This window comes from Novosphingobium sp. 9U, from assembly GCF_902506425.1.
Lineage (GTDB): Bacteria > Pseudomonadota > Alphaproteobacteria > Sphingomonadales > Sphingomonadaceae > Novosphingobium.
In genome coordinates this window covers 362084-382994 of record NZ_LR732504.1, presented here as the reverse complement: position 1 = coordinate 382994, position 20911 = coordinate 362084, and the positions used below count along the sequence as shown (strand labels likewise).

At 65.7% G+C, this 20911-nt stretch carries 27 protein-coding genes, 1 tRNA gene and 1 pseudogene; 15 read left to right on the top strand and 14 right to left on the bottom strand.

From position 1 onward, the window contains the following. Window positions 1-33: 33 nt before the first annotated feature. The 5 genes from GV044_RS18635 to queC all read left to right on the top strand — a co-directional run bounded on the left by GV044_RS18635 (window position 34) and on the right by queC (window position 4365). On the top strand, window positions 34-1221 hold the full coding sequence (locus GV044_RS18635; RefSeq protein ID WP_159873626.1) for an aspartate aminotransferase family protein: 1188 nt from the start codon (window positions 34-36) through the stop codon (window positions 1219-1221). Next, window positions 1218-2162, top strand: coding sequence for an ornithine carbamoyltransferase (argF, locus tag GV044_RS18630; RefSeq protein ID WP_159873624.1), 945 nt, complete (start codon window positions 1218-1220; stop codon window positions 2160-2162). Before GV044_RS18635 ends, argF begins: the two co-directional genes overlap by 4 nt. After that, the gene (locus GV044_RS18625; protein ID WP_201299151.1) at window positions 2159-3070 is read left to right on the top strand and encodes an Hsp33 family molecular chaperone HslO; all 912 of its coding nucleotides are present in this window, start codon (window positions 2159-2161) and stop codon (window positions 3068-3070) included. Before argF ends, GV044_RS18625 begins: the two co-directional genes overlap by 4 nt. Before the next feature lie 135 nt (window positions 3071-3205). Next, window positions 3206-3622 (top strand): DUF3617 family protein, encoded by a 417-nt coding sequence (locus GV044_RS18620; protein WP_236555090.1) that lies wholly within the window; start codon window positions 3206-3208, stop codon window positions 3620-3622. Window positions 3623-3669: 47 nt separating this feature from the next. After that, a complete protein-coding gene (queC, locus tag GV044_RS18615; protein ID WP_159873622.1) occupies window positions 3670-4365 on the top strand; it encodes a 7-cyano-7-deazaguanine synthase QueC in 696 nt (231 codons plus the stop codon). 389 nt (window positions 4366-4754) lie between these two features. On the opposite strand, the gene GV044_RS18610 is transcribed toward queC, so the two are convergent. The 4 genes and pseudogenes from GV044_RS18610 to GV044_RS18595 all read right to left on the bottom strand — a co-directional run bounded on the left by GV044_RS18610 (window position 4755) and on the right by GV044_RS18595 (window position 7282). Further along, a complete protein-coding gene (locus tag GV044_RS18610) occupies window positions 4755-5768 on the bottom strand; it encodes an OmpA family protein (protein WP_159873620.1) in 1014 nt (337 codons plus the stop codon). Window positions 5769-5957: 189 nt separating this feature from the next. After that, window positions 5958-6296: a DUF2793 domain-containing protein gene (locus GV044_RS18605; protein ID WP_159873618.1), complete on the bottom strand. Its 339-nt coding sequence runs from the start codon at window positions 6294-6296 to the stop codon at window positions 5958-5960. Window positions 6297-6357: 61 nt separating this feature from the next. Next, window positions 6358-6777: pseudogene (locus GV044_RS18600) on the bottom strand (terminase large subunit domain-containing protein); the annotation flags it as partial. Between the two features lie 28 nt (window positions 6778-6805). Next, on the bottom strand, window positions 6806-7282 hold the full coding sequence (locus GV044_RS18595) for a hypothetical protein (protein WP_159873616.1): 477 nt from the start codon (window positions 7280-7282) through the stop codon (window positions 6806-6808). A 192-nt stretch (window positions 7283-7474) separates the two neighbouring features. On the opposite strand from GV044_RS18595, the gene GV044_RS18590 reads away from it, so the two are divergent. The 4 genes from GV044_RS18590 to GV044_RS18575 all read left to right on the top strand — a co-directional run bounded on the left by GV044_RS18590 (window position 7475) and on the right by GV044_RS18575 (window position 9814). After that, the gene (locus tag GV044_RS18590) at window positions 7475-8113 is read left to right on the top strand and encodes a YqaA family protein (protein ID WP_159873614.1); all 639 of its coding nucleotides are present in this window, start codon (window positions 7475-7477) and stop codon (window positions 8111-8113) included. A 180-nt stretch (window positions 8114-8293) separates the two neighbouring features. Then, window positions 8294-8821, top strand: a complete 528-nt coding sequence (locus GV044_RS18585) for a nuclear transport factor 2 family protein (RefSeq protein WP_159873612.1) — start codon at window positions 8294-8296, stop codon at window positions 8819-8821. 84 nt (window positions 8822-8905) lie between these two features. Next, window positions 8906-9175 (top strand): usg protein, encoded by a 270-nt coding sequence (locus GV044_RS18580; protein WP_159873610.1) that lies wholly within the window; start codon window positions 8906-8908, stop codon window positions 9173-9175. An 81-nt stretch (window positions 9176-9256) separates the two neighbouring features. Continuing rightward, entirely contained in the window at window positions 9257-9814 is a 558-nt protein-coding gene (locus GV044_RS18575) for an NADPH-dependent FMN reductase (RefSeq protein WP_159873608.1), read from the top strand. 49 nt (window positions 9815-9863) lie between these two features. On the opposite strand, the gene GV044_RS18570 is transcribed toward GV044_RS18575, so the two are convergent. After that, window positions 9864-11207: a NupC/NupG family nucleoside CNT transporter gene (locus tag GV044_RS18570; protein ID WP_159873606.1), complete on the bottom strand. Its 1344-nt coding sequence runs from the start codon at window positions 11205-11207 to the stop codon at window positions 9864-9866. Window positions 11208-11407: 200 nt separating this feature from the next. On the opposite strand from GV044_RS18570, the gene GV044_RS18565 reads away from it, so the two are divergent. The 3 genes from GV044_RS18565 (at window position 11408) to GV044_RS18555 (ending at window position 13677) form a co-directional block, all read left to right on the top strand. Then, window positions 11408-12085, top strand: coding sequence for a queuosine precursor transporter (locus GV044_RS18565; RefSeq protein WP_159873830.1), 678 nt, complete (start codon window positions 11408-11410; stop codon window positions 12083-12085). 86 nt (window positions 12086-12171) lie between these two features. Next, window positions 12172-13071, top strand: a complete 900-nt coding sequence (gene argB / locus GV044_RS18560) for an acetylglutamate kinase (protein WP_159873604.1) — start codon at window positions 12172-12174, stop codon at window positions 13069-13071. A 48-nt stretch (window positions 13072-13119) separates the two neighbouring features. Further along, window positions 13120-13677, top strand: coding sequence for a hypothetical protein (locus GV044_RS18555; RefSeq protein WP_159873602.1), 558 nt, complete (start codon window positions 13120-13122; stop codon window positions 13675-13677). 33 nt (window positions 13678-13710) lie between these two features. Here the strand turns inward: GV044_RS18555 and GV044_RS18550 are convergent, their stop codons facing one another. Beyond that, window positions 13711-13884 (bottom strand): hypothetical protein, encoded by a 174-nt coding sequence (locus tag GV044_RS18550; RefSeq protein WP_159873600.1) that lies wholly within the window; start codon window positions 13882-13884, stop codon window positions 13711-13713. Between the two features lie 183 nt (window positions 13885-14067). Then, window positions 14068-14142, bottom strand: a tRNA-Gly gene (locus tag GV044_RS18545). 215 nt (window positions 14143-14357) lie between these two features. Here GV044_RS18545 and GV044_RS18540 point away from each other — a divergent pair. Beyond that, window positions 14358-15257, top strand: coding sequence for a tetratricopeptide repeat protein (locus tag GV044_RS18540; RefSeq protein WP_159873598.1), 900 nt, complete (start codon window positions 14358-14360; stop codon window positions 15255-15257). A 4-nt stretch (window positions 15258-15261) separates the two neighbouring features. Continuing rightward, the gene (locus tag GV044_RS18535) at window positions 15262-15876 is read left to right on the top strand and encodes an LON peptidase substrate-binding domain-containing protein (RefSeq protein ID WP_159873596.1); all 615 of its coding nucleotides are present in this window, start codon (window positions 15262-15264) and stop codon (window positions 15874-15876) included. A 42-nt stretch (window positions 15877-15918) separates the two neighbouring features. Here GV044_RS18535 and GV044_RS18530 read toward each other — a convergent pair whose 3' ends face one another. From GV044_RS18530 to GV044_RS18515, 4 genes are read right to left on the bottom strand one after another with little or no spacing between them, the layout of a single operon-like run. Continuing rightward, window positions 15919-16569: a MarC family protein gene (locus GV044_RS18530; protein WP_159873828.1), complete on the bottom strand. Its 651-nt coding sequence runs from the start codon at window positions 16567-16569 to the stop codon at window positions 15919-15921. Next, the gene (locus tag GV044_RS18525) at window positions 16566-17309 is read right to left on the bottom strand and encodes a hypothetical protein (protein ID WP_159873594.1); all 744 of its coding nucleotides are present in this window, start codon (window positions 17307-17309) and stop codon (window positions 16566-16568) included. Before GV044_RS18525 ends, GV044_RS18530 begins: the two co-directional genes overlap by 4 nt. Before the next feature lie 2 nt (window positions 17310-17311). Continuing rightward, window positions 17312-18232, bottom strand: coding sequence for a bifunctional methylenetetrahydrofolate dehydrogenase/methenyltetrahydrofolate cyclohydrolase FolD (gene folD / locus GV044_RS18520; protein WP_371741649.1), 921 nt, complete (start codon window positions 18230-18232; stop codon window positions 17312-17314). After that, window positions 18229-18534 (bottom strand): YggT family protein, encoded by a 306-nt coding sequence (locus tag GV044_RS18515; RefSeq protein WP_159873592.1) that lies wholly within the window; start codon window positions 18532-18534, stop codon window positions 18229-18231. The genes folD and GV044_RS18515 overlap by 4 nt, the downstream gene beginning before the upstream one ends. 143 nt (window positions 18535-18677) lie before the next feature. Here GV044_RS18515 and GV044_RS18510 point away from each other — a divergent pair, with 143 nt between their 5' ends. Beyond that, window positions 18678-19238, top strand: coding sequence for an alpha-ketoglutarate-dependent dioxygenase AlkB (locus GV044_RS18510; RefSeq protein WP_159873590.1), 561 nt, complete (start codon window positions 18678-18680; stop codon window positions 19236-19238). A 77-nt stretch (window positions 19239-19315) separates the two neighbouring features. Here GV044_RS18510 and xth read toward each other — a convergent pair whose 3' ends face one another. The 3 genes from xth to GV044_RS18495 all read right to left on the bottom strand — a co-directional run bounded on the left by xth (window position 19316) and on the right by GV044_RS18495 (window position 20740). Beyond that, on the bottom strand, window positions 19316-20089 hold the full coding sequence (xth, locus tag GV044_RS18505; RefSeq protein WP_159873588.1) for an exodeoxyribonuclease III: 774 nt from the start codon (window positions 20087-20089) through the stop codon (window positions 19316-19318). 85 nt (window positions 20090-20174) lie between these two features. After that, the gene (locus GV044_RS18500; RefSeq protein ID WP_236555100.1) at window positions 20175-20303 is read right to left on the bottom strand and encodes a helix-turn-helix domain-containing protein; all 129 of its coding nucleotides are present in this window, start codon (window positions 20301-20303) and stop codon (window positions 20175-20177) included. A 5-nt stretch (window positions 20304-20308) separates the two neighbouring features. Further along, a complete protein-coding gene (locus GV044_RS18495) occupies window positions 20309-20740 on the bottom strand; it encodes a Crp/Fnr family transcriptional regulator (RefSeq protein WP_159873584.1) in 432 nt (143 codons plus the stop codon). Between the last annotated feature and the right edge of the window lie 171 nt (window positions 20741-20911).

The window sequence follows — 20911 nt, the reverse complement described above, 5'->3', positions numbered from 1 at the left end:
GCACCACACTGCCCAAGACCTAGGATACCGGCCATGTCGATCACTCCGCTGATGCCTGTCTACCCCCGGTGCGACGTTCGCCCCGTGCGCGGCGAACACTGCCATCTGATCAGCGAGGACGGCCGCCGTTTCCTCGATTTCGCCAGCGGCATCGCGGTGAACGCGCTCGGCCACTCGCACGAAGTTCTGATCGGCGCGATCCAGAAGCAGGCGGCGACGCTAATGCACGTGTCGAACCTTTACGGCAGCCCCCAAGGAGAGCACCTGGCGCAGCGCCTCGTCGACCTGACGTTCGCCGACACCGTGTTCTTCACCAACTCGGGCGCCGAGGCGGTCGAGTGCGCGATCAAGACCGCGCGCGCTTATCACCAATCGGCGGGCTCCGACCGGTTCGAGATCATCACCTTCAACAACGCCTTCCACGGCCGCACGCTGGCGACGATCAGCGCATCGAGCCAGGAGAAGATGCACAAGGGCTTCCTGCCCCTGATGCCCGGCTTCCGCTATGTCGAGTTCAACGATCTCGAAGCCGCCAAGGCTTCGATAGGCCCGCACACGGCCGGCTTCTTGGTCGAGCCGATCCAGGGTGAAGGCGGCATTCGCATCGCCGACGCTGCCTTCCTCCAGGGCCTGCGCGCGCTGTGCGACGAGCACGAGCTGATGCTGATCTTGGACGAAGTGCAAAGCGGCGTCGGCCGCTCTGGTACGTTCTATGCTTACGAGCAGTTTGGCATCGCGCCAGACATCATGGCGACGGCCAAGGGCATCGGCGGTGGCTTTCCTCTCGGCGCCTGTCTGGCAACCGAGAAGGCGGCGCGCGGCATGGGCGCCGGCACGCACGGGTCCACCTACGGCGGCAACCCGCTTGCGATGGCCGCGGCGGAAGCGGTGCTCGACGTGATCGCCGAGGAGGAATTCCTCGCTGGCGTACGGGCCAAGGGCGATCGCCTCCGCGCGCGCATCGAGCAGTTTCTGGGCAACTATCCCGAGCTGTTCGATTCGGTCCGCGGCCGCGGGCTGTTCATCGGTCTCAAGATGAAGATCGAACCGCGTGCGTTCGTGGCGCATATGCGGGACAATCACGGTCTGCTCACCGTCTCGGCCGGTGAGAACGTGGTGCGCGTGGTGCCCCCACTCGTCATCGATGACAGCCACATCGAAGAGTTCATGGAAAAGCTTTCGGCCGCCGCCGCCAGCTACCAGCCGGCAGAAGCGGCATGAGCGGGCCCGCCAGCAATCCGCGGCATTTCATCGGCCTGACCGATGCCGGCGGCGATGCCGTCGCCGCGATGCTCAACGACGCGCTCGACCGCAAGGCTGCGCGCCAGGGCTGGGCCAAGGGCCGCCCCGATGCGGACGCGCCGCTCGCCGGCCATGTGCTGGCGATGATCTTCGAGAAGAACTCGACGCGCACTCGCGTCTCCTTCGACATGGCCATGCGCCAGCTCGGCGGCAGTGCGCTCATTATGGAATCGGGCAGCACCCAGCTCGGCCGTGGCGAGACCGTGGCGGATACCGCGCGCGTGCTCAGCCGCATGGTCGATGCGATCATGATCCGCACCGACGATCACGCCAAGATTGAGGAACTGGCGCACTATGCCGACGTGCCGGTGATCAACGGGCTCACCGATCTGTCGCACCCGTGCCAGATCGTCGCGGACCTGCTCACCGTCATCGAGCGTGGCTTTGCACTTCCTGGGCTGCAGGTCGCCTGGTTGGGTGACGGCAACAACGTCGCCAACTCGCTGGTCGAAGCAGCCGGTCTGATGAAGTTCACCGTGCGCGTTGGCGGTCCGACAGGGTACGAGCCCGATCCCGCCTTCATCGCCGCGGCACAGGCCGCCGGCGGCTCGGTATTGCTGACGCAGGACGTGGACGAAGCAATCCGCGGTGCGCAAGTCGTGGTCACCGACACCTGGGTCTCGATGGGCCAGGTCGGCGGCGATGTGCACCTGGCGGCCATGGCACCCTACCAGGTCGACGCGGCGCTGATGGCGCGCGCCGCTCCCGGTGCTGTGTTCCTGCACTGCCTGCCGGCACACCGCGGCGAGGAAGTGACGGCCGAGGTCATCGACGGTCCGCAGTCGGCGATCTGGGACGAGGCGGAGAATCGCATTCACGCGCAGAAGTCGATCCTGCGCTGGGCCCTGGGGCAGCTGTGAGCCACGAGGACGATCTGATCCGTTCGGAGCGCGTCGGGTTCGACCAGGTGCTGGGCTTCACCATCCCCGACCGCCATGCGCGCGGCCGGGTGCTGCGGCTTGGGCCGACGCTGGAGACGATCCTCTCGGCGCACGATTATCCGCCGGCCATCAAGCACTTGCTGGCCGAAGCGCTGGTGCTCACCGCGCTTATGGGCTCGCTGATGAAGGAGGAGGACAGCCAGCTCACCTTCCAGGCGCAGGCGCAGGGCGGTGCGATCGACCTGCTGGTGTGCGATTACTTGCGGGGCGAGTTGCGGGGCTACGTCAGCCACGATCCCGAGAAGGCGAAGGCGGCGGGCACCAGCCCAAGACTGGAGACTCTCTTCGGCGAGGGGTACCTCGCGATTACCTTCGATCTCGCCAGCAGTGAAGAGCGGTACCAAGGCATTGTTCCGCTGGAGGGCGACTCGCTGACCCGCGCGTGCGAGGCATACTTCGCACAATCGGAGCAGGTGCCCACGCTCTTGCGCGTGGCGATCCGCTCCGAAGGCGCGCACTGCGTCGCCGGCGGCCTCCTGGTCCAGCACTTCCCAGAAGGCGAGGAAGGGCGTGAGCGGCTGCATGCCAAGGACGACCATCCCGAGTGGGAGCATGTCGCGATCATGGCCGGCAGCACCCGGCACGACGAGCTTGTCGATCCGACTCTGTCGCTGGAGGATCTGCTGATCCGGCTGTTCCATGAGGAGCGCGAGGTACGGGTCGATCCCCTGTCGCTCCTGTCGCGCGGGTGCCGCTGCACGGTGGAGCACTACCAGTCGGTACTATCGCGCTTCCCCGAGGAGCAACGCGCCGAGATGCGCGACCCGGATGGAACGATCCCGGTCGACTGCGCATTCTGTTCCAAGATCATCCGCGTGGCGATCTGAGCCAGAACTAAGCCTGCGACTAGCCGTTCGTCGACAGAATCGGGCGCTTGGACGAGAGTTGCGCGCGTGGTACACCGTGCCCGCGCGACAGGCATTCCCAGCAACCCGACGCGACTATCCAGGACTACGACGAGGATGAAGGCCAAGAACGCCCTGACCTGTGCCGCCATCGCGCTTTGCGCGGCCGGCGCGATGGCGTCCGGATCGGTCATCGCGCAAGTGCGCGGCCTTGCCATGCTCGATCGGCTGGAACCGGGCGATTGGGAACTGCGCCTTCACGATGAAGCGTCGGTGCCGCGCCGCATGTGTCTGCGCGATGCGCGGCGGTTGATCCAGCTGCGTCATCCGGGCCAGAACTGCAGCCGGATCACCGTCGAGGACACCGATAGCCAGGTGACGGTGCAGTATACCTGTCGCGGGCATGGCTACGGTCGCACGCAGATCCGGCGCGAGTCCGACAGCCTTGTGCAGATCGACACGCAGGGCATTGCACAGGGCCTGCCGTTCGCGTTCGCGGCTGAGGCCCGCCGAGTAGGGTCGTGCACGAGCTGATCGCGCGGCTCTTTCGCGAGGCGGGCTGAACGCCTACATGCTCGCGCATGCCACAGATTGCCCAATCGAACGGCCGTGCGGCCGTTGTCCTGCTATCCGGGGGCCTCGACTCGATGGTCGTCGCCGGTCTTGCTCGCGAAGCGGGGTACCAGGTTCACGCGCTGACAATTGATTACAACCAGCGCCACCGGCGTGAGATCGACGCGGCGCGGGTTATAGCCGAGGCGATCGGGGCCGCTCGCCATGTTATCCTGCCGCTGGATCTGCGGCAGTTTGGCGGATCGGCGCTGACCGACGACATCGCAGTGCCGAAGGTTGGGATCGGCGATGACATTCCCGTCACTTACGTGCCCGCTCGCAACCTTGTGTTCCTCTCGTTGACCCTGGCTTGGGCCGAGGCGCTGAGCGCGTGCGACATCTTTATCGGGGTCAATGCGCTGGACTATTCCGGCTATCCCGATTGCCGGCCCGAGTTCATCGCCGGCTTCCAGCAACTGGCGGAGCTTGCGACGAAGGCGGGCGCCGAGGGATCGCCGTTCAAAATCCACGCGCCGCTGCAGTTCCTCGGCAAGGCGGAGATCGCCGCCGAAGCAGACAGGCTCGGCCTCGACCCGGCGATGAGCTGGTCGTGCTACGATCCGACGTCTGAAGGCTTGGCCTGCGGGCTGTGTGACAGCTGCCGTTTGCGCAAGGCTGGCTTTGCCGACGCCGGTGTCACCGACCGAACGGCTTACGCGGCCTGAAGCTGCGGCAACTCTAAGGGATCAGCGCCAACGATGTTGGGCTACCGCTATCGTCTTCGTCCTCCTTATCGAAGGCAAGGGCACCCTTCATCGTTTTCGCGGAGGGAGAGGGCCGTTCTTGGAGCTGCCTGACAGGAAACCTCTGGAGATGGATCCCCGCCTTTGCGGGAATGATGAAGAAGAGGCTAGGAAGCTGGACGCTTGCTGATCCAATTGCGCGGATCGACGTCCTCGGCATTGCGCTTGGGATGTGCTCCGCCTGTCCGCGCGGAGAGCACTCCGGAGCGACAACACCGTAGGCGACTTGGCTGAAGGTCAGCCTTTACAGCAGGCAAAAGAAAAGGGGCCGGATTGCTCCGACCCCCGATCTTTGTACCGTTGCCGGTCGCTTACATGCCCGAACCCGGACCGTAAGTGATCTCGACGCGACGGTTCTGCAGCTCGCGAACACCGTCCGCAGTCGGGACGCGCGGGTTGCTTTCACCGAAGGCCTGGCTCGAGATCGAACCGTCGGCAATGCCGTGGCTGGTGAGGTACGAACGCACCGAGGCGTTACGACGCTCGGACAGACCCTGGTTGTACTGGGTCGAACCCGAACGGTCGGTGTAACCGGCCAGCATGATCGGCACGCTCTCGCAGTTTGCATAAGCGCTGACGGCGCTGTCGAGGATCGTCGCAGCCTCAGGCGTGATGTCCGACTTATCCCAGTCGAAGAACACGATGTACGGACCCTTGTTGCAGACCGGAGCCGGCGGCGGCGGAGCAGCTTCGGCACCGCCGAAGTTGTAGCCGATCGTGCCCAACAGCGAGTGCGAACGGAAGCGCGTGTCGAACGACGCACCGTTGGTACCGACCAGGTTGACGTTATCCGCGTTGAAGAAGCGGTACTTCAGGCCGAGATCGATCCGATCGGTGATCGGAGCGCGAACGCCTGCCAGTGCCTGCCATGCGAAGCCGGTGTCGTTGTCGTCGACCGGCGTCGTGGTCAGGATGATGTCCTGGTGAACGCGAGCAACGCCGACACCGCCGCCGACGAAGCCCTGGATGCCGTCATCGGCACCGAAGTCGAGCAGGCCGTTGACCATGAACGACAGAGCGCTGGCGTGGCCGCGAACGTCAAACGTACCGGCTCCGGTCGTGTACTCGTCAGCCTTGGCGCGACGGTAGCTGCCTTCGGTTTCGAGACGGAACGGACCGAAGTCGTAGCCGATCGCGACGCCGCCATCATAGCCGTACTTGTGGTCGAGCGACGCGGCGTTGTTGATGCCCGCGATGTCGAAGCTGGAATCTTCGACAAGAACTGCACCGAAGTCACCTTCGATGTACCACGCGTCGTCGCGCGCGAACGAAGGCGTGGCGATGGCCGTAGAAGCCAGCGCCAAGCCAATAACGAGTTTCCTCATATTATTCCCCTATTCAGAGATTTGGAGCCACCGAGTAATTGAGCATCTACCCCCTCCGTAGACACTGCGCAAGCGCACAGTGACCGTGACTGTTGCAATAACGTCACGCCACCATACATCGAGAGCCGTTCGCAAAGGCTATACCGCTGAGCGAACAACACAATCGACCCCTGTCAGTTATACCTGCCGTCAGGCAGAGGGTAGAAGACCAGACGCCCGGAGAGCCAAGAGCAGCGCTCCGATAGCGGCCCGAGCCTCGCTATCAACCATCAAACCTCCTGATGGTTCCACAATGGCGTCAGCTTTTTGCCAGCCGCTAGAAAATACGGCGAATTGGCCGCTCGCACGGTCGTAGACGCGCATCCCGGTAGCGGGCGTCGCGAAGAGCCACTGGCCTGCCTGGCGCATGGCAATTGCATGGTCATGGCCCGTCCACTCGCCAATCGCGTCGGCGGTTACCAGCCATGATTGTCCGTCCGGGGCGATGGTCGGCGGCTCGCTGATCTCGCCCTCGACGGCAGCATGCATCAGTGCGTCGATCCGCGCCAGTGCTTCGTTGTGGAAGACTTCCTTTTGTGCCTGCGCCGCAAGCGTGGCTGTGCTGGGGGCCGCGCAAGGACTCCGGCTCACCGGCGGAGAACAGCAGCGCCTGCGCACCGTTGGGCCAGGTGACCCGCCGCAGCGACGGCTCGTAAAGCGGCCGGCGGCGTGGCGGGCAGACTGCCAGCAAGCCGCTCTCGCCCTCGACCATAACCGCTCGCGCTTCGGGCAGCGATGCGGCGACGAGGGCGATGCGCGCCTCCGGATCGTTCTCGGCGACCGCGCGTACCCACTCGGCGCCGGCGCGGGTCTTGCCGAACCCGCGCCCGGCCATGATCAGCCAGGTGCGCCAGTCACCCTGGGGCGCAAGCTGCTCGGTGCGAGCCCAGAGCTCCCAGTGCCAGCTGAATTCCTTGCGCTCCTCCTCAGACATCCGGGCCAGCGCGGCGCGGCGTTCCTCAGGGTCCATGTCGAGCAGAGCTTGCAGACGCGCAGAGTTAGCCATCGGTGCCGTCCTTCGTCTCGGGTGCAGGAAGCCGCGCCGTGCGCAGGCGATCGAGGCGCAAGTTGATGCGCTCCAGAATGGCGCCGGTGTCCTCGACATCGCGCAAGGCCTGCTGGCGCACGACCGAGTCCCTATGCGCCACCAGGAGGCGCAGCGCGGTGGCATTGTCGAACACGCGGGTGCCGCGTTTTGCGCCGCTGGCCGGCTTGATCTCGCCATCGCGCAGGCGTTGGACCAGTGCCATCTCCAGGTGCTCGTAGCCCTCGCACAAGGCTTCCTGCCAGGCGCGGTAGAAGCCGGGGTCGCGGCGGCGCGCGTCATAGACCTTGGTGGGCGAGACCTTCGCCTCGTGGGCCGAGGCGGCGACGTTCGAACTGGCAGCCAGGTGCGCCAGGAACACGGCGCGCCAGGCGTTCTCATCGGCCGTGTCGGGCGCACGGCTGGGCGCCGGCACTTGCGTGTCCTGCATGGGTCTTGTTTCCTGGCTTGGCGGAGGGAGGCCGATCGATCGGCTCGCTGCGGTGTTCCTTTTATGTACCCAAAGCGCCTGCCGATGTCAAGAACAAAGTGCCATATTGGTTATGCTGCTTGCGTCGCCTAGGTTTGCTGCTAGGCACGATGGCAGGGGACCGCATGACTGCGGTGATCGGGGACATCGACCATGCTGCGCCGCCTGTACGACTGGACCTTGGCCAAGGCCTCGCACCCGCACGCCGCCTGGTGGTTGGCTGCCTTCGCCTTCATGGAGGCGAGCTTCTTTCCAGTGCCGCCGCATCCACTGCTGGGTTTGATGTGCCTGGCCGAGCCGAAGAAAGCGATCCGCTTCGCCGCGATCGCTACGCTGGGATCGGTGGTTGGCGGGCTGCTCGGCTATGCGATCGGCGCGTTGGCCTACGAGGCATTTGGCCAGGCGCTGCTGCACGCACTCGGTCTTGCGGAGAGCTTCCCCAAGGCGGCGTGCTACTTGCGCGAGTACGGCGCCGAGATCATCATCGTGAAGGGCGCGACGCCGATCCCGTTCAAGCTGATCACCATAACCGCCGGCTTCATCGGCATGCCCCTGCTGATCTTCATCGGCGCGAGCGTGATCTCGCGCTCGATCAGCTTCATGATCGTGGGCGTGCTGTTCCGCCTGTTCGGCGCGCCGATCAAGAAGTTCATCGACAAGTACCTGGGCCTCGTCACCATCGGCTTCGTCGCGCTGGTGATCGCCGGCTTCCTGGCGATCGCGCTGCTGGGTCACGGAGGAAACAAGGCCAACGACGCCTGCGAGACCAACCCGACGGCGGTGCGGGCTTGATCTGAAGAGATCCCCTGCAAGGGGAAGGGGACCGCCGCCGAAGGCGGTGGTGGAGAGGTGTAACCCTCTCGGCCGCGCACTTCGCTAGCGTGGACACCCCTCCGTCAGTCCTGCGGACTGCGACCTCCCCTTGCAGGGGAGGATCGGTCAAGGCAGACCTCCCGGCAGAGGAGAGGGCCCATGAACGAAAACAAGCTGGCCGAACTGATCGACCGCCACGAGATCCACCAGGTCCTGCTGCGCTACGCGCGCGGGCTCGACCGGCTGGACAACGAGCTCGCCCGCTCGTGCTACTGGGACGATGCGATCGAGGATCACGGCCATTTCGTCGGCACGCCGGACGCGTTCGTCACCTGGGCGGACGGCACGACGCTGATGTTCGAGGCCACCCAGCACGCCGTCCTCAACCACGTCTGCGATCTCCAGGGTGGTGACGCCTACTGCGAGACCTACTACCATTTCTCCGGAGTTGCGGCGGAAGGGCCGCACTTCATGTCGACCGGGCGCTACGTCGATCACCTTCAGAAGCGCGGGGGTGAGTGGCGCATCGCCAACCGGGTCACGCTGGTCGAGGGCACATATGACGTGCCTCGCGCCGAGATCGCGCCACATCCCTCTACCGCCTACAAGCCCGAGGCGCCGTGCCAGGCCAGCCGCGACCGCAACGACGTCAGTTACCACCGCCCGCCGGTGCCCCGCCGACCCTGAAGTCCGACCCGCTTGACCGTCATCGCGCTTGTGGCATCCTCATGACGCTGCACCGCGAACACGGCGCGGTGCGAAAGGAGGGACATGGCGCGAAGCGACTTCCTGATGCAGCTCGAAGGCTACGGCCTCACCACGATCGAGGTGCACTACTATCTGCCCGACCATCCCAGGCTCCTGCAGCTGTTCGCCTTTCAGCAGTACGATCTGGCACCGCGCTTTCCGGAACTGCGCAAGTTCCTCGACCACTGGCGGCGGGAGATCGAGGGGCGCTTGCACTCCGTGCGCATCGCCCATCAGCACCTGATCGGTCCGAGCGAGTGGCGCGCCGTGGACGGTGTGATCTCGCTACACTGAACGCGACACGTAGGCAGGAAGGAACGCAGGCACACGCCGCGGGTTTGTGCCGCATCGCACGTTGCCCGCTCGGAGAATGCTATGTCGCACAAGATCTGCGTCCTCGTCGGTTCGCTGCGCAAGGGATCGTTCAACCAGCGCCTTGCCCACGCGCTGATCCACTTGCCCGAGGCGCAGGGGCACGAATTCGTGTTCGCCGACATCGGCGTGCTACCGCTCTACAGTCAGGACCAGGACGAGGACTCGCCCGCCAGCGTGGTCGCCCTGCGCGAGCTGGTGAAGAGCTGCGATGCCGTGCTTTTCGCCATGCCCGAATACAACCGCTCGATCCCCGGCGTGCTGAAGAACGCGATCGACCACGGCTCACGGCCGTGGGGCCAGAGCGTCTGGAAGGGCAAGCCGGCGGGCGTCATCGGCACCTCGCCCGGGCCGATCGGCACCGCGATCGGCCAGTCGCACTTGCGCATGGTGCTGGCCTACCTCGACATGCCGGTGCTCGACCAGCCCGAGGCCTACATCCAGTGGAAGGACGACCTCATCGCCGAGGATCACACCATCCATGAACGCTCGCGCGAGTTCCTGGCCGGCTGGATGAAGGCCTACCTTGCCTTCGTGCAGAAAGAGATCAGCGCCGGCTGACTTGCCGGCCAGCGTCGTCCCGGGTCGAGGTCGGGGACAACGCCGTTCTTCAGCCCAGTCCCAGGAACAGTCCGGCCAGCGCCGCACTCATCAGATTGGACAGGCTGCCTGCCGCCAGCGCCCGCATGCCCAGGCGCGCGATGACCGGACGCTGGTTGGGGGCGAGGCCTCCCGTCACCGCCATCTGGATCGCGATCGAGGAGAAGTTGGCAAAGCCGCACAGCGCGAAGGTCACCACGCCGACGGTGCGGGGGGACAGGCCGGTGTCCTTGCCGAGTTCGATGAAGGCGACGAATTCATTGAGCACGATCTTGGTGCCGAACAGCCCGCCGGCCTGCAGCGCCTCGTGCCAGTCGGGCGTCGCCAGCAGGTAGAACACCGGCGCGAAGATGTAGCCGAGCAGCAGCTGGAAGGTCACGCCGCTGGCGCCGAAAAGGCTGGCGATCCAGCCGACGAGCCCGTTGGCGAGTGCGATCAGTGCCACGAACGCCAGCACCATCGCGCCGACCGCCACCGCCAGCCCGACGCCGGTCTGCGCGCCTTGGGCTGCGGCCATGATGATGTTGGCGGGGCGCTCTTCGTCGTGAGGCACTTCGACCGGGATGTCGCTCTGCGCGTCCACTTCGTGAACGCCGGGCTGATGCGTCACGTCGGCGCGGTTGAGCGCGGCCGCGGCCATGCCGGCGGGCGGGTTGTCGTGGTCCACCAGCGCATCGGCCTGCGCCACGTCGCTCGGTCGCGGATCGGGCATGATCATCTTGGCCATGAAGATGCCCCCTGGCGCGGACATGAACGCCGCCGCGACCAGGTAATCGATGCGGATGCCCATGCTGGCATAGGCCGCCAGGATCGTGCCGGCGACGCCGGCCAAGCCCACGGTCATCAGGCAGAACAGCTGCGAAGGCGTCAGGCCGGCGAGGTAGGGACGCACCACCAAGGGCGATTCGCTCTGGCCGACGAAGATATTGGAAGCCGCTGAAAGGCTCTCGATCTTGCTGATCCCGGTGATCTTCTCCAGCCCGCCGCCGATCCAGCGGATCACCAGCGGCATGATCCGCAAGTAATAGAGGATCGAGATCAGCGAGGCGAAGAAGATGATCACCGGCAGCGCCGCTATGGCGAAGCTGGTGCCGCCCACTTCCGGGCTCGCCAGGTTGCCGAACAGGAATTCGACGCCGGCATGCGCATAGCCGAGCAGGCTCTCCACACCGCTTGCCGCGCCGCCCAGCACGGTGCGCCCGAACGGCACATAGAGCACCAGCGCCGCGAACCCCGCCTGCAACGCAAAGGCCGCGCCCACCACGCGTAAGCGGATGGCGCGGCGGTCGGTCGAGAGCAGGAACGCGGCAAGCATGATAAGTCCGATGCCAAAGAGGCTATAGGCAACATGCATCAAGCGCGGATTCCTGGTTCGGTGTTTGAACTTGTGGGCGAAACTAGGCGGGCGGCGGGCGGAGAGCTAGCGGTTTCTCTTCGCCGAAAATTCGGCGAGGAGGCGCCTTGCCCCGCACTGCTGCCGCGTCGGTAATAGAGGGGCAGGGAGCACAAACCACCCTCTATCCCGAAAGCTCGTCGCCCGTTACACCACCGCCGATGCAGTCCAACCCTCGCACCGTCATCATCCCCCGCGCCCTGTTCGTCTTTTCGCTGCTTTATGGCGGCCTGGTCGTGCTCGCCGGTGTGCTTGGCACCAAGCTGGCCTCGCTCGGCCACTGGCCCGTGCTCGGCGACTTGGCGGTGGAGAGCGGCATCTTCGCCTTTCTGCTCCTCGTCGTAATGTCGAGCGCGATCAGTGAACTCTACGGGCAGGCGACGGCCAACCGGTTAGTGCGGTTCGGTTTCATCCCGCTCATCGTGTCCATGGTGCTGCTTTCCCTCGTGATCCACGTTGTGCCGCCGGCACCATTCTGGGGCGACCAGGAGGCCTATGCGCGGCTGCTCGGCCAAGGTGCGCGAATGCAGTTCGCCGGCCTGTGCTCGTACGGCATTTCGCAGACGCTCAACGTCTACCTGTTCTCCAAGCTGGCGGGCGGAAGCGGCAAGCTGCTGATCGTGCGCGCCTGGATCGCCAGCCTGCTCAGCCAGGTGGTCGATACCGTGATCTTCATCACGATCTCATTCTACGGCACCGTCGACGCTAGCGGCCAGCCGATGCCGGTGGGTGCGATCATGGAGGGGCAGATCATCTCCAAGCTGGTGCTCTCGACCATCATGGTGCCGCCGTTCATCTGGCTGTTCGTGCAGCTGGGGCGACGCTTGGATCGCTCGTGACGAGAAGCCGGCCGGCGAAGCCAGCCGGCTGACCTGACGGACAAAGCCTCTTCAATTCCGCATCCCATCCCCCTAAGCCGCGCGCCATGACACAGCCCCACGATCCCGCCCTGCTCGCAAAGGCCGCCACGCTCGTCGATGCGCTGCCCTATATGCAACGCTACGCCGGGCGCACGTTCGTGGTGAAGTATGGCGGCCACGCGATGGGCGATCCCGAACTCGCTCGCGACTTTGCCGAGGATGTCGCGCTGCTGAAAGCCGTGGGGATCAATCCGGTGGTGGTCCATGGCGGCGGGCCGCAGATCGGCGCCATGCTGAAGACGATGGGCGTCGAATCGCAGTTCATCGACGGCTTGCGCGTCACCGACGCGAAGACCGCGCAGGTCGCCGAGATGGTCCTGTGCGGCAACATCAACAAGGAGATCGTCGGCTGGGTCACGCAAGCGGGCGGCCGGGCGATGGGCCTGTCGGGCAAGGACGGCGGCATGGTTACCGCGCGCAAGGTGCAGCGCACCGCCAAGGACCCGGACAGCAACATAGAGAAGGCAATCGATCTCGGCTTCGTGGGTGAACCCGACATGATCGACACGAGCGTGATCGAGACGATCTCGGCCGTCGGCATGATCCCGGTGATCGCGCCGATCGCCGCGGGCGCGGACGGGCAAACCTACAACATCAACGCCGATACGATGGCCGGCGCCATCGCGGCGGCGCTCGGGGCCTCGCGGCTGTTCCTCCTCACCGACGTAGCCGGCGTGCTCGACAAGCAGGGAGAGCTGCTGACCGACCTTCGCCCCGCCGATGTCGCGCGGCTGCAGGAAGACGGCACGATCTCGGGGGGCATGATCCCCAAGCTCGAAACCTGCCTCATGGCAGTGGAAGCGGGCTGCGAGGCTGCCGTCGTGCTTGACGGGCGTGTCTCACACGCCATGTTGCTCGAAATATTCACACAGGAAGGCGCCGGCACGCTCATCCGCGCGGGCTGAATGCGTTCCGTGGGGAGGAACCCCGAAGCGAAGGGCCGATGCGACATCATGCCAAGCCGAGCTGCTAGACTGCTGCCGATCCTCCTTGCCGGATCGCTTGCCACTCTTTCCGCGTGCAAGGGGGGCGAGACTGCCGCGCCTGCCGATCCTGCGGCCAGCGAGAGCGTAGTGCCGACGGAGACCGAAGCGCAGCCCAGTGCCGACGCTTCGGATGGCACCGAGGCGGGTATCGCCGCCGGGCTCGACATGGGCGCGCTGCAGGAGCGGCGTGACCCGGAGCGGTTGCTGCGCTTCTATACCAACGCGGTGCGGGTCGGCGATTGGGGCTCGGCAGCCAAGGCCTGGTCGCTCGACGCGCTGATGACGCCGGAGAAGCTGGAAGCGGAGTTCGGCGGTGCGGCGGGTCCCAAGATCGCCGTCGGCCGGGGCGACGCGGGCACGGCCGCAGGATCGCTCTACTATGAGGCGCCCGTCACCATCGACTTCCAGGATGGGCGCGATTCGCGTCGCGGCACGATCGTGCTGCGCCGAGCGAACGACGTGCCGGGTGCGAGCGAGCTTCAGCTGGTCTGGCGGATCGAGCGCAGTTCCATCGTGCAGCAGTAAGCCGGCTCGGCCCCACGAGCCGCCGGGACAATCCTATCGATTGATGATCAGTGCGGGCGCGCTGGCCTGGTGATAACCGGCCACCCATGCCGCCCGATCCTTGGGCGTGCGGTATGGATTGCTGGACAGCGGCAGTTCTGCAAGCGCGGCCTTGATGCCCCAATGGTGGGCATGGGCAAAGTGACGGGACGGGACAACGGCGTTCAAGAGATGCTCTCGCAAGTTGGCGGCTTCGTACGTCTCGCAAATGCAGCACCGCTGGCCTTGATCCCGCCTCTGAGGCAAGAGGAAGTGGCGGCGCGATGAGCTGAATCAATCTTCGCAGTCGCGAAAAGTCAAGCGGCCGACAGCGCTCATTTCATCGATGGGGATCACCGAAGTGCGATCCGCTGGAGCGGGCGAAGGGATTCGAACCCTCGACCCCAACCTTGGCAAGGTTGTGCTCTACCCCTGAGCTACGCCCGCTCGAACGATCGCGGCCCGCTGCCGAACTGGCGGTGGGCCGGGGTGAGGCGCGCAACTAGCAACGGTTATCTCAGGCCGCAAGGCAAAAAAGCATGGCTTGCCAAGATTGCGTGGAACGCTGGCTTGCGGCGCGCATTCGCCCTTCACAAAGGCAGCCCGGATCGCGATCTAGGGCGCCGAACGGATCTCTGCGGGAGCACGGAACTTTGGCGAGCATGGGCCTCAACCTCGAAGAGCAGAAAGCCGTGGACCGGTTCCGCCAGAACGTGGCCGAACCGTCCATGACGAAGCTGGTCATCCTCGACTTCTGGGCCGAGTGGTGCGGCCCGTGCAAGGCGCTGACGCCGGTGCTGGAGAAGGTCGCCGCCGAATACGCCGACAAGGGCGTGATCCTGGCCAAGGTCAACGTCGACGAAGACCAGTTCATTGCCTCGCAATTCCAGGTCCGCTCGATCCCGACCGTTTATGCCCTGTTTCAGGGGCAGCCGGTCGCCGACCTAACCAACGCACGTACCGAATCGCAGCTCAAGGGCCTGCTCGACCAGCTGCTTGCCAAGCTGCCGGTGCAGGCCGGCGATGAACCCGCACCCGATCTCGCGCCGTTGCTGGCGATGGGCGAGGAGGTTCTCGCAAGCGGAGATGGGGAACGTGCGGCCGGCATCTTCGCACAGATCATCGACATGGCGCCCGAAAGTGCCGATGCCAATGCCGGCCTGCTGCGTGCCCTGATCCTCGCCGGTCATCTTGATGAGGCCGAGGCGCTGCTGGCGCAGCTCGATCCGCAGCTGGCAGCCGACCCGCAGATCGAGCGTGCCCGCGCGGCCCTGGAGCTGGCCAAGGATCGTCCCGATGACAGCGAACTGGCGGCGCTGCGCGCTGCTGCGGCTGAGCGTCCCGCCGACATGGATGCGCAGCTGGCCTTTGCGGGCGCGGCCTTCGCTGCCGGCGAGCGGGAAGAGGCGGCCGAGACGCTGCTGGCGATGATCCGCGCCGATCGCGAGTGGAGCGAAGGCGCGGCCAAGGCCAAGCTGCTGCAGATGTTCGAGGCGATCGGCCTGGAAGACCCGTGGGTCGCCGCCACGCGCCGCAAGCTCTCCACGATCCTGTTCGGCTGAGCGGGTGGCGCGAGTCTCGATCTTTCCCCTGCCTGGCGCGATCCTCTACCCCGGATTGCAGCTGCCGTTGCACATCTTCGAGCCGCGCTACCGTGCTCTGGTCGGTGACTCGCTGGTGCGCGACCGGCTGATCGGGATGGTCCAGCCGCAGCGGCCCGTCGAAGGTTCGCCGCTGTTCGAGATCGGGTGCCTGGGCCGCATCGGCGAAGTCGAGGCGATGGAGGATGGGCGCTACAACATCATCCTGGAAGGCCAGTCCCGCTTCCGCATCCTGCGCGAGCTGGAGGTCTCCACGCCGTTCCGCCAGGTCGAGGCCGAAATGCTGTTCGATGCGGAGAACCAGTCTCTCGCTGCCGTCGAACGCGCCAGCTTCGAGCGCGAGGCGCGCCGCTTCGCCGATGCGCAGGGCTACAGCGTCGACTGGGACCAGGTCTCGCGGCTGGACGACCAGTCGCTGATCAACGGCGTCTCGCAGATCGCTCCCTTCGATCCGGCTGCCAAGCAGGCGCTGCTGGAGGCGAACGGCGTGTCGGAGCGGTGCGAGTTGCTGGTGCAGCTGATGCAGTTCTTCGGCCGCCGACCTGAGGGTGGCGACGAGGATGGGGTCACGTTGCAGTAGATCGGCCGAACTCCGTCGTCCCGGGCTTGACCCCGGACGACGTCACACTGCCATCGCCTCGCGCAAGCCATCGATCACGTACTGCGCCGCCAGTGCTGCGAGCAGCACGCCCAGCAGGCGCGAGATGACCGCTTCCACCTGATCGCCCACCAGCCGCATCAGCGGCAGCGCTGCGATCAGCGCCACCAGCGCGCAGAGCAGAACCGCGGACAATGCAGCCAGGATCACCAGCGTCGCCTCGGTGCCTTGCGCACGGCTCATCAGCAGCATGGTGGTGGCGATGGAGCCCGGGCCTGCCAGCATCGGCATCGCCATCGGAAATACGGAGACATCCGGGATTTCGGGCGTCTCCTCGCCATGCGCGCGGACCTTCTCGGCGCGCTGGTTGCGGCGCTCGGTGCGCTTCTCGAAGACCATCTCCAGCGCGATCAGGAACAGCATGATGCCGCCCGCTATGCGGAACGAGTTCAACTCGATGTGCAGCGAGGCGAGCAGCTTTTCACCGAACAGCGCGAAGACGAACAGGATGCACGCAGCGATGAAGCAGGCGCGCACCGCCATGGCTCGCGCTTGGACGTGGCTGGCGCCGCTGGTCAGCCCGGCGAAGATCGGTGCGCAGCCCGGCGGATCGATTACCACGAACAGCGTGACAAAGGCCGAGACGAACAGCCCCATGAGATCGCCGCCGATCATGCGAGCGGACACACTGCGGCAGGCTGCAGGGCGGCAACGCGCTTTTCCAGCACGGTTTCTAGCGGCTTACCCGCCCCGCGGTACAGGCTGACAGTCAGCGCGCGGCTGCAATCGGCCGCGACGGTGACAGCCCAGCTGAGCGTGCGATCCTCGCTCCATCCGCCGCGCGTGCCGGCGGGAAATGTTGGGGCGGGGGCGATCGTTCCGCCGGGCGCAATCGCACCAGCAGGCGGGCGGGCCTGCTTGCGGTCACACGCGGCGACGCTAGAGGCGATCATCTCGGGCGCGGCCAGCGGCGTTGCCAGCACATCGCCCTGGTCCATGACCCACTTGTATTCGCCCTTCTTCTGTCGCTGCCACACGGTGGTGAAGTAGCCTTGCGAACCATCCGGCCGCTGCCAAGGCCCCATGTTGACCGCGAGCGTCCCGTCGCAGCTGAGCCAGGTCTGGTAAGGCTGCCAGGCGACCGAGGCCGGCGGGTTCTTCTGCCGCTTGAGCCAATCGCGTGCGATCACCGCCTGCGGTACGAACATCACTGCGTCCTCGGTGGCGGTTTCGCGAAACGCGGTCCACTGCCCCTTGCGCTGGGCGAGCTGGGCAAACGCGATCTCCGCCGCGATGGCCTTGGCCGGGCTGGCGAAACGCATCTGCGGGCGCTCGGGCCGGGCAGAGGCGGCCGAGATCAGGCCGCCGGCGATCAGCCCTCCCGCGATCAGCGCCGCAGGGACGAGCGCCCGCATCCTCACAGAGCGTCCGCGGCGAGCGGGATCCCGGCATTGCGATGCGCAGCGACCAGCGTGTTGCGCAGCAGCACCGCGATGGTCATCGGGCCGACGCCGCCCGGCACCGGCGTGATCGCTCCTGCGACTTGCGATACGCCGGCATAATCCACGTCGCCGACCAGGCGGGTCTTGCCCTCCTCTGCCGCGGGCACGCGATTGATGCCGACGTCGATCACGGTCGCGCCGGGCTTGATCCAGTCGGCCTTGACCATCTCGGCCCTGCCCACGGCGGCGACGACGATGTCGGCGCGGCGCACGACTTCGGGCAGATCCCTGGTGCGGCTATGTGCCACCGTGACAGTGCAACTCTCACCCAGCAGCAGTTGTGCCATCGGCTTGCCGACGATGTTGGAGCGCCCGATTACCACTGCGTCGAGGCCGGAGAGCGAGCCCAGCCGGTCCTTCAGCAGCATCAGGCAGCCGAGCGGCGTGCAGGGCACGAAGCCGGGCTGGCCGACCGCGAGGCGCCCGGCATTGATGACGTGGAAACCGTCGACGTCCTTGTCGGGGCTGATCGCGGCGATCACCTTCTGCTCGTCGATGTGCGCGGGCAGGGGTAGCTGCACGAGGATACCGTCGACCGCCTGGTCGGCGTTCAGCCGCGCGACCAGCGCCAGCAGGTCCGCTTCGGACGTGTCGGCAGGCAGCTTATGCTCGAAGCTTTCCATGCCGCTGGCCAGGGTCTGCTTGCCCTTCGAGCGCACGTAGACCTGACTGGCCGGATCCTCGCCGACCAGCACCACGGCGAGGCCGGCCTTGCGCCCGGTTGCGCTTTCAAAGCCGGCAGCGGCATCGGCGACGCGCAGGCGCAGGCTTTCGGCGAAGGCCTTGCCGTCGATGCGCCTGTTCACGGCCGAGTTCTCCAGAACGGTCTCGCTCACAGCGCGCCCGAGACCGAGGCCATGGCCAGGTTCTTGAGGATAATGCGCAGGATCTCGAGCCCGACGATCAGCACCAGCGGCGAGAAGTCGATCGCACCGGTGTTGGGCATGATGCGCCGGATGGGGCGGAAAAGCGGCTCGAGGAGCGCGTTCACCGCCTTCCACACGGCGGCAACGAAGTCGTTGTGGATGTTGACCACGTTGAACGAGATCAGCAGGCTCAGCACGAACTGGACGATCACCAGCATCACGATGACCGAGATGATATAGCCGACGATCTCGAACAGGGTGAGGAAGATCAAGGATCAAGCCTTTCGCTTGGGGGGCAAAGCCCGCTGATAGCCGAGCGCAAGGGGGCCGGGCAAGCGCGGTGGCGAGACGGTGCGGGCGTGTCCATATCGGGCACGTGAGCAGGTCAAACACACAAACGGGGAGGGAGCAGGTTATGGCTGACCTGTTCGGCTTGTTCGACCTTCCTCTGGTGCCCGGGCTATCGAGCGCAGTCGATCTGATCAATGCCGATGAAGAATCAGAACTGATCGCCCGCATCGATGCCGAGGCGCTGGCGCCTTTCCGTTTTCAAGGTTGGGAGGGCAAGCGCCTGACGCACTCGTTCGGCTGGTCCTACGATTTCGAGGACGGCCGCTTCGCCCAGGCTGCGCCGATCCCGGACTGGCTGCTGCCGTTGCGCGAACGTGCGGGCAAGTTCGCACGGCTCGCGCCGGACACGCTCGTGCAGGCGCTGCTGATCCGCTACGATCCGGGCGCCGGGATTGGCTGGCACAAGGACCGCCCGGTGTTCGAGCATGTCGTGGGTGTCTCGCTGGGCGCCGAGGCCAGCATGCGGCTGCGGCGGCGCAAGCCCGGCGGTTTCCAGCGCGTTGCCCTGCCGCTGCCGCCGCGCTCGATCTACCATCTGTCGGGTGAGGTGCGGCATGGCTGGGAGCACAGCATCGTGCCGATGGAGCAGCCGCGCTGGTCGGTGACGTTCAGGAGTTTGGCGTAGCGCGCAAAGTCATGAAAACCTCGCCTTCACGAGGATGACGAAGGAAAAGGCGGCGACACCATTTGGGAACGCCGAGATCAATCCCCCAATTCGATCCACACCGGCGCATGGTCGCTGGTCTTTTCCCAGCCGCGCACGTCCTTGTCGACTTGTGCGTCCTTAAGCCGGCCCGCGAGTGCCGGGCTGAGCAGCAGGTGGTCGATCCTCAGGCCTGCATCGCGCCCGTATGCGTTCCGGAAATAGTCCCAGAAGGTGTAGATCGTCTCACCCGGGTGCCGCTCACGCAGGGCATCGGTCCAGCCCTGATCGACCAGGCGAGCATAAGCGGCACGCACTTCGGGCGCGAACAGGGCATCGTCGGTCCAGCGCTCGGGCTTATAGACGTCGAGGTCCGTCGGCATGACGTTGAAGTCGCCCGCCAGCAGGACAGGCAGACCTGACGCGAGCAACTCGCCCGCATGCGCGATCAGTGCCTCGAACCATGCCAGCTTGTAGTCGAACTTGGGGCCGGGCCGAGGATTACCGTTGGGCAGGTAAAGCCCGCCGACCAGCACGCCGTTGACTGCCGCTTCGATGTAGCGGCTCTGCGACGCGTCCGGGTCGTTCGGCAACCCGCGGCGCGTCTCGTGTATCTCGCCCACCCGGCTGAGGATGGCGACGCCGTTCCAGCTCTTCTGCCCATGCCACACTGCCTGGTAACCGGCACCGGCGATTGCCTCGGCCGGGAACTTGGCGTCCGGCGCCTTCAACTCCTGCAGCACGACCACATCGGGCGCGGACGTCTCCAGCCAGCGCAGCAGCACGGGGAGGCGGCCGTTCACGCCGTTCACGTTGTAGGTCGCGATCTTCACAGCGAGTCCGCCTTGCCCCTCATCGCAGCGAAGAACCGTCCGCCATCGTGCCCGGTTCCCTAGCTTTGCTGGGCGTTGCTGAACCCTAGCCTGGTAGGCCCAGCCCGTCGTGCTGTCCGGCGATCTCGTCGGGGCGAGGGACGATGATCGTCTTGCCGCTGAACTGCACGAGGCCCTGCCGACGCATCTCCGACACCACGCGGTTCACGTGCACCGGCGTCAAGCCCACACATCGGCGATGTCCTGCTGCGTCAACGGAATGGTGCAAGGCTGCCGGACCCGGCCATTGCGCTGCAGGCGATTGTAGATCTCGGCGAACAGCGCTGCGATGCGGCCGCTGGCGGACCGGCGGCCCAGACTAACGATCCAGTCGCTCTGGCGATTGAAGTTCGTCATCAGCGCCTCGGTCAGCTCCGACACGCCTTCGTCGCTGTCGCCGCCAATCGAACCGAGTGGAATCTCGGTGGCGATTACATCGGTGAGCGCGACGATCGGCAGCTCGGCGCGGCCGGCGAGGACCCACTGCGGCTCGCAGAAATCGCCGGGAAGGTAGAGGGCGGTGATCTGCCGGCGACCGTCCGGCAGCAACATGTAGCGACAGGCCCAGCCTTCATCGAGGCGGTAGACCCTGTCCTGTGCTTCACCAGCCAATGCGAGATGCTCGTGCCTCCGGAAACGGCGTAACGGCTCTTTGCCCAAACCGGACTTCATCAAGTACCCTCAGAAAACCCCAGAGCGCGCTATGTGGCGCATTTCAGACGGTGGGCTGATTTACCCACGTTAAGTTGATGAAAAAATAGTGAGTGACTTGTCGTCCGCGCA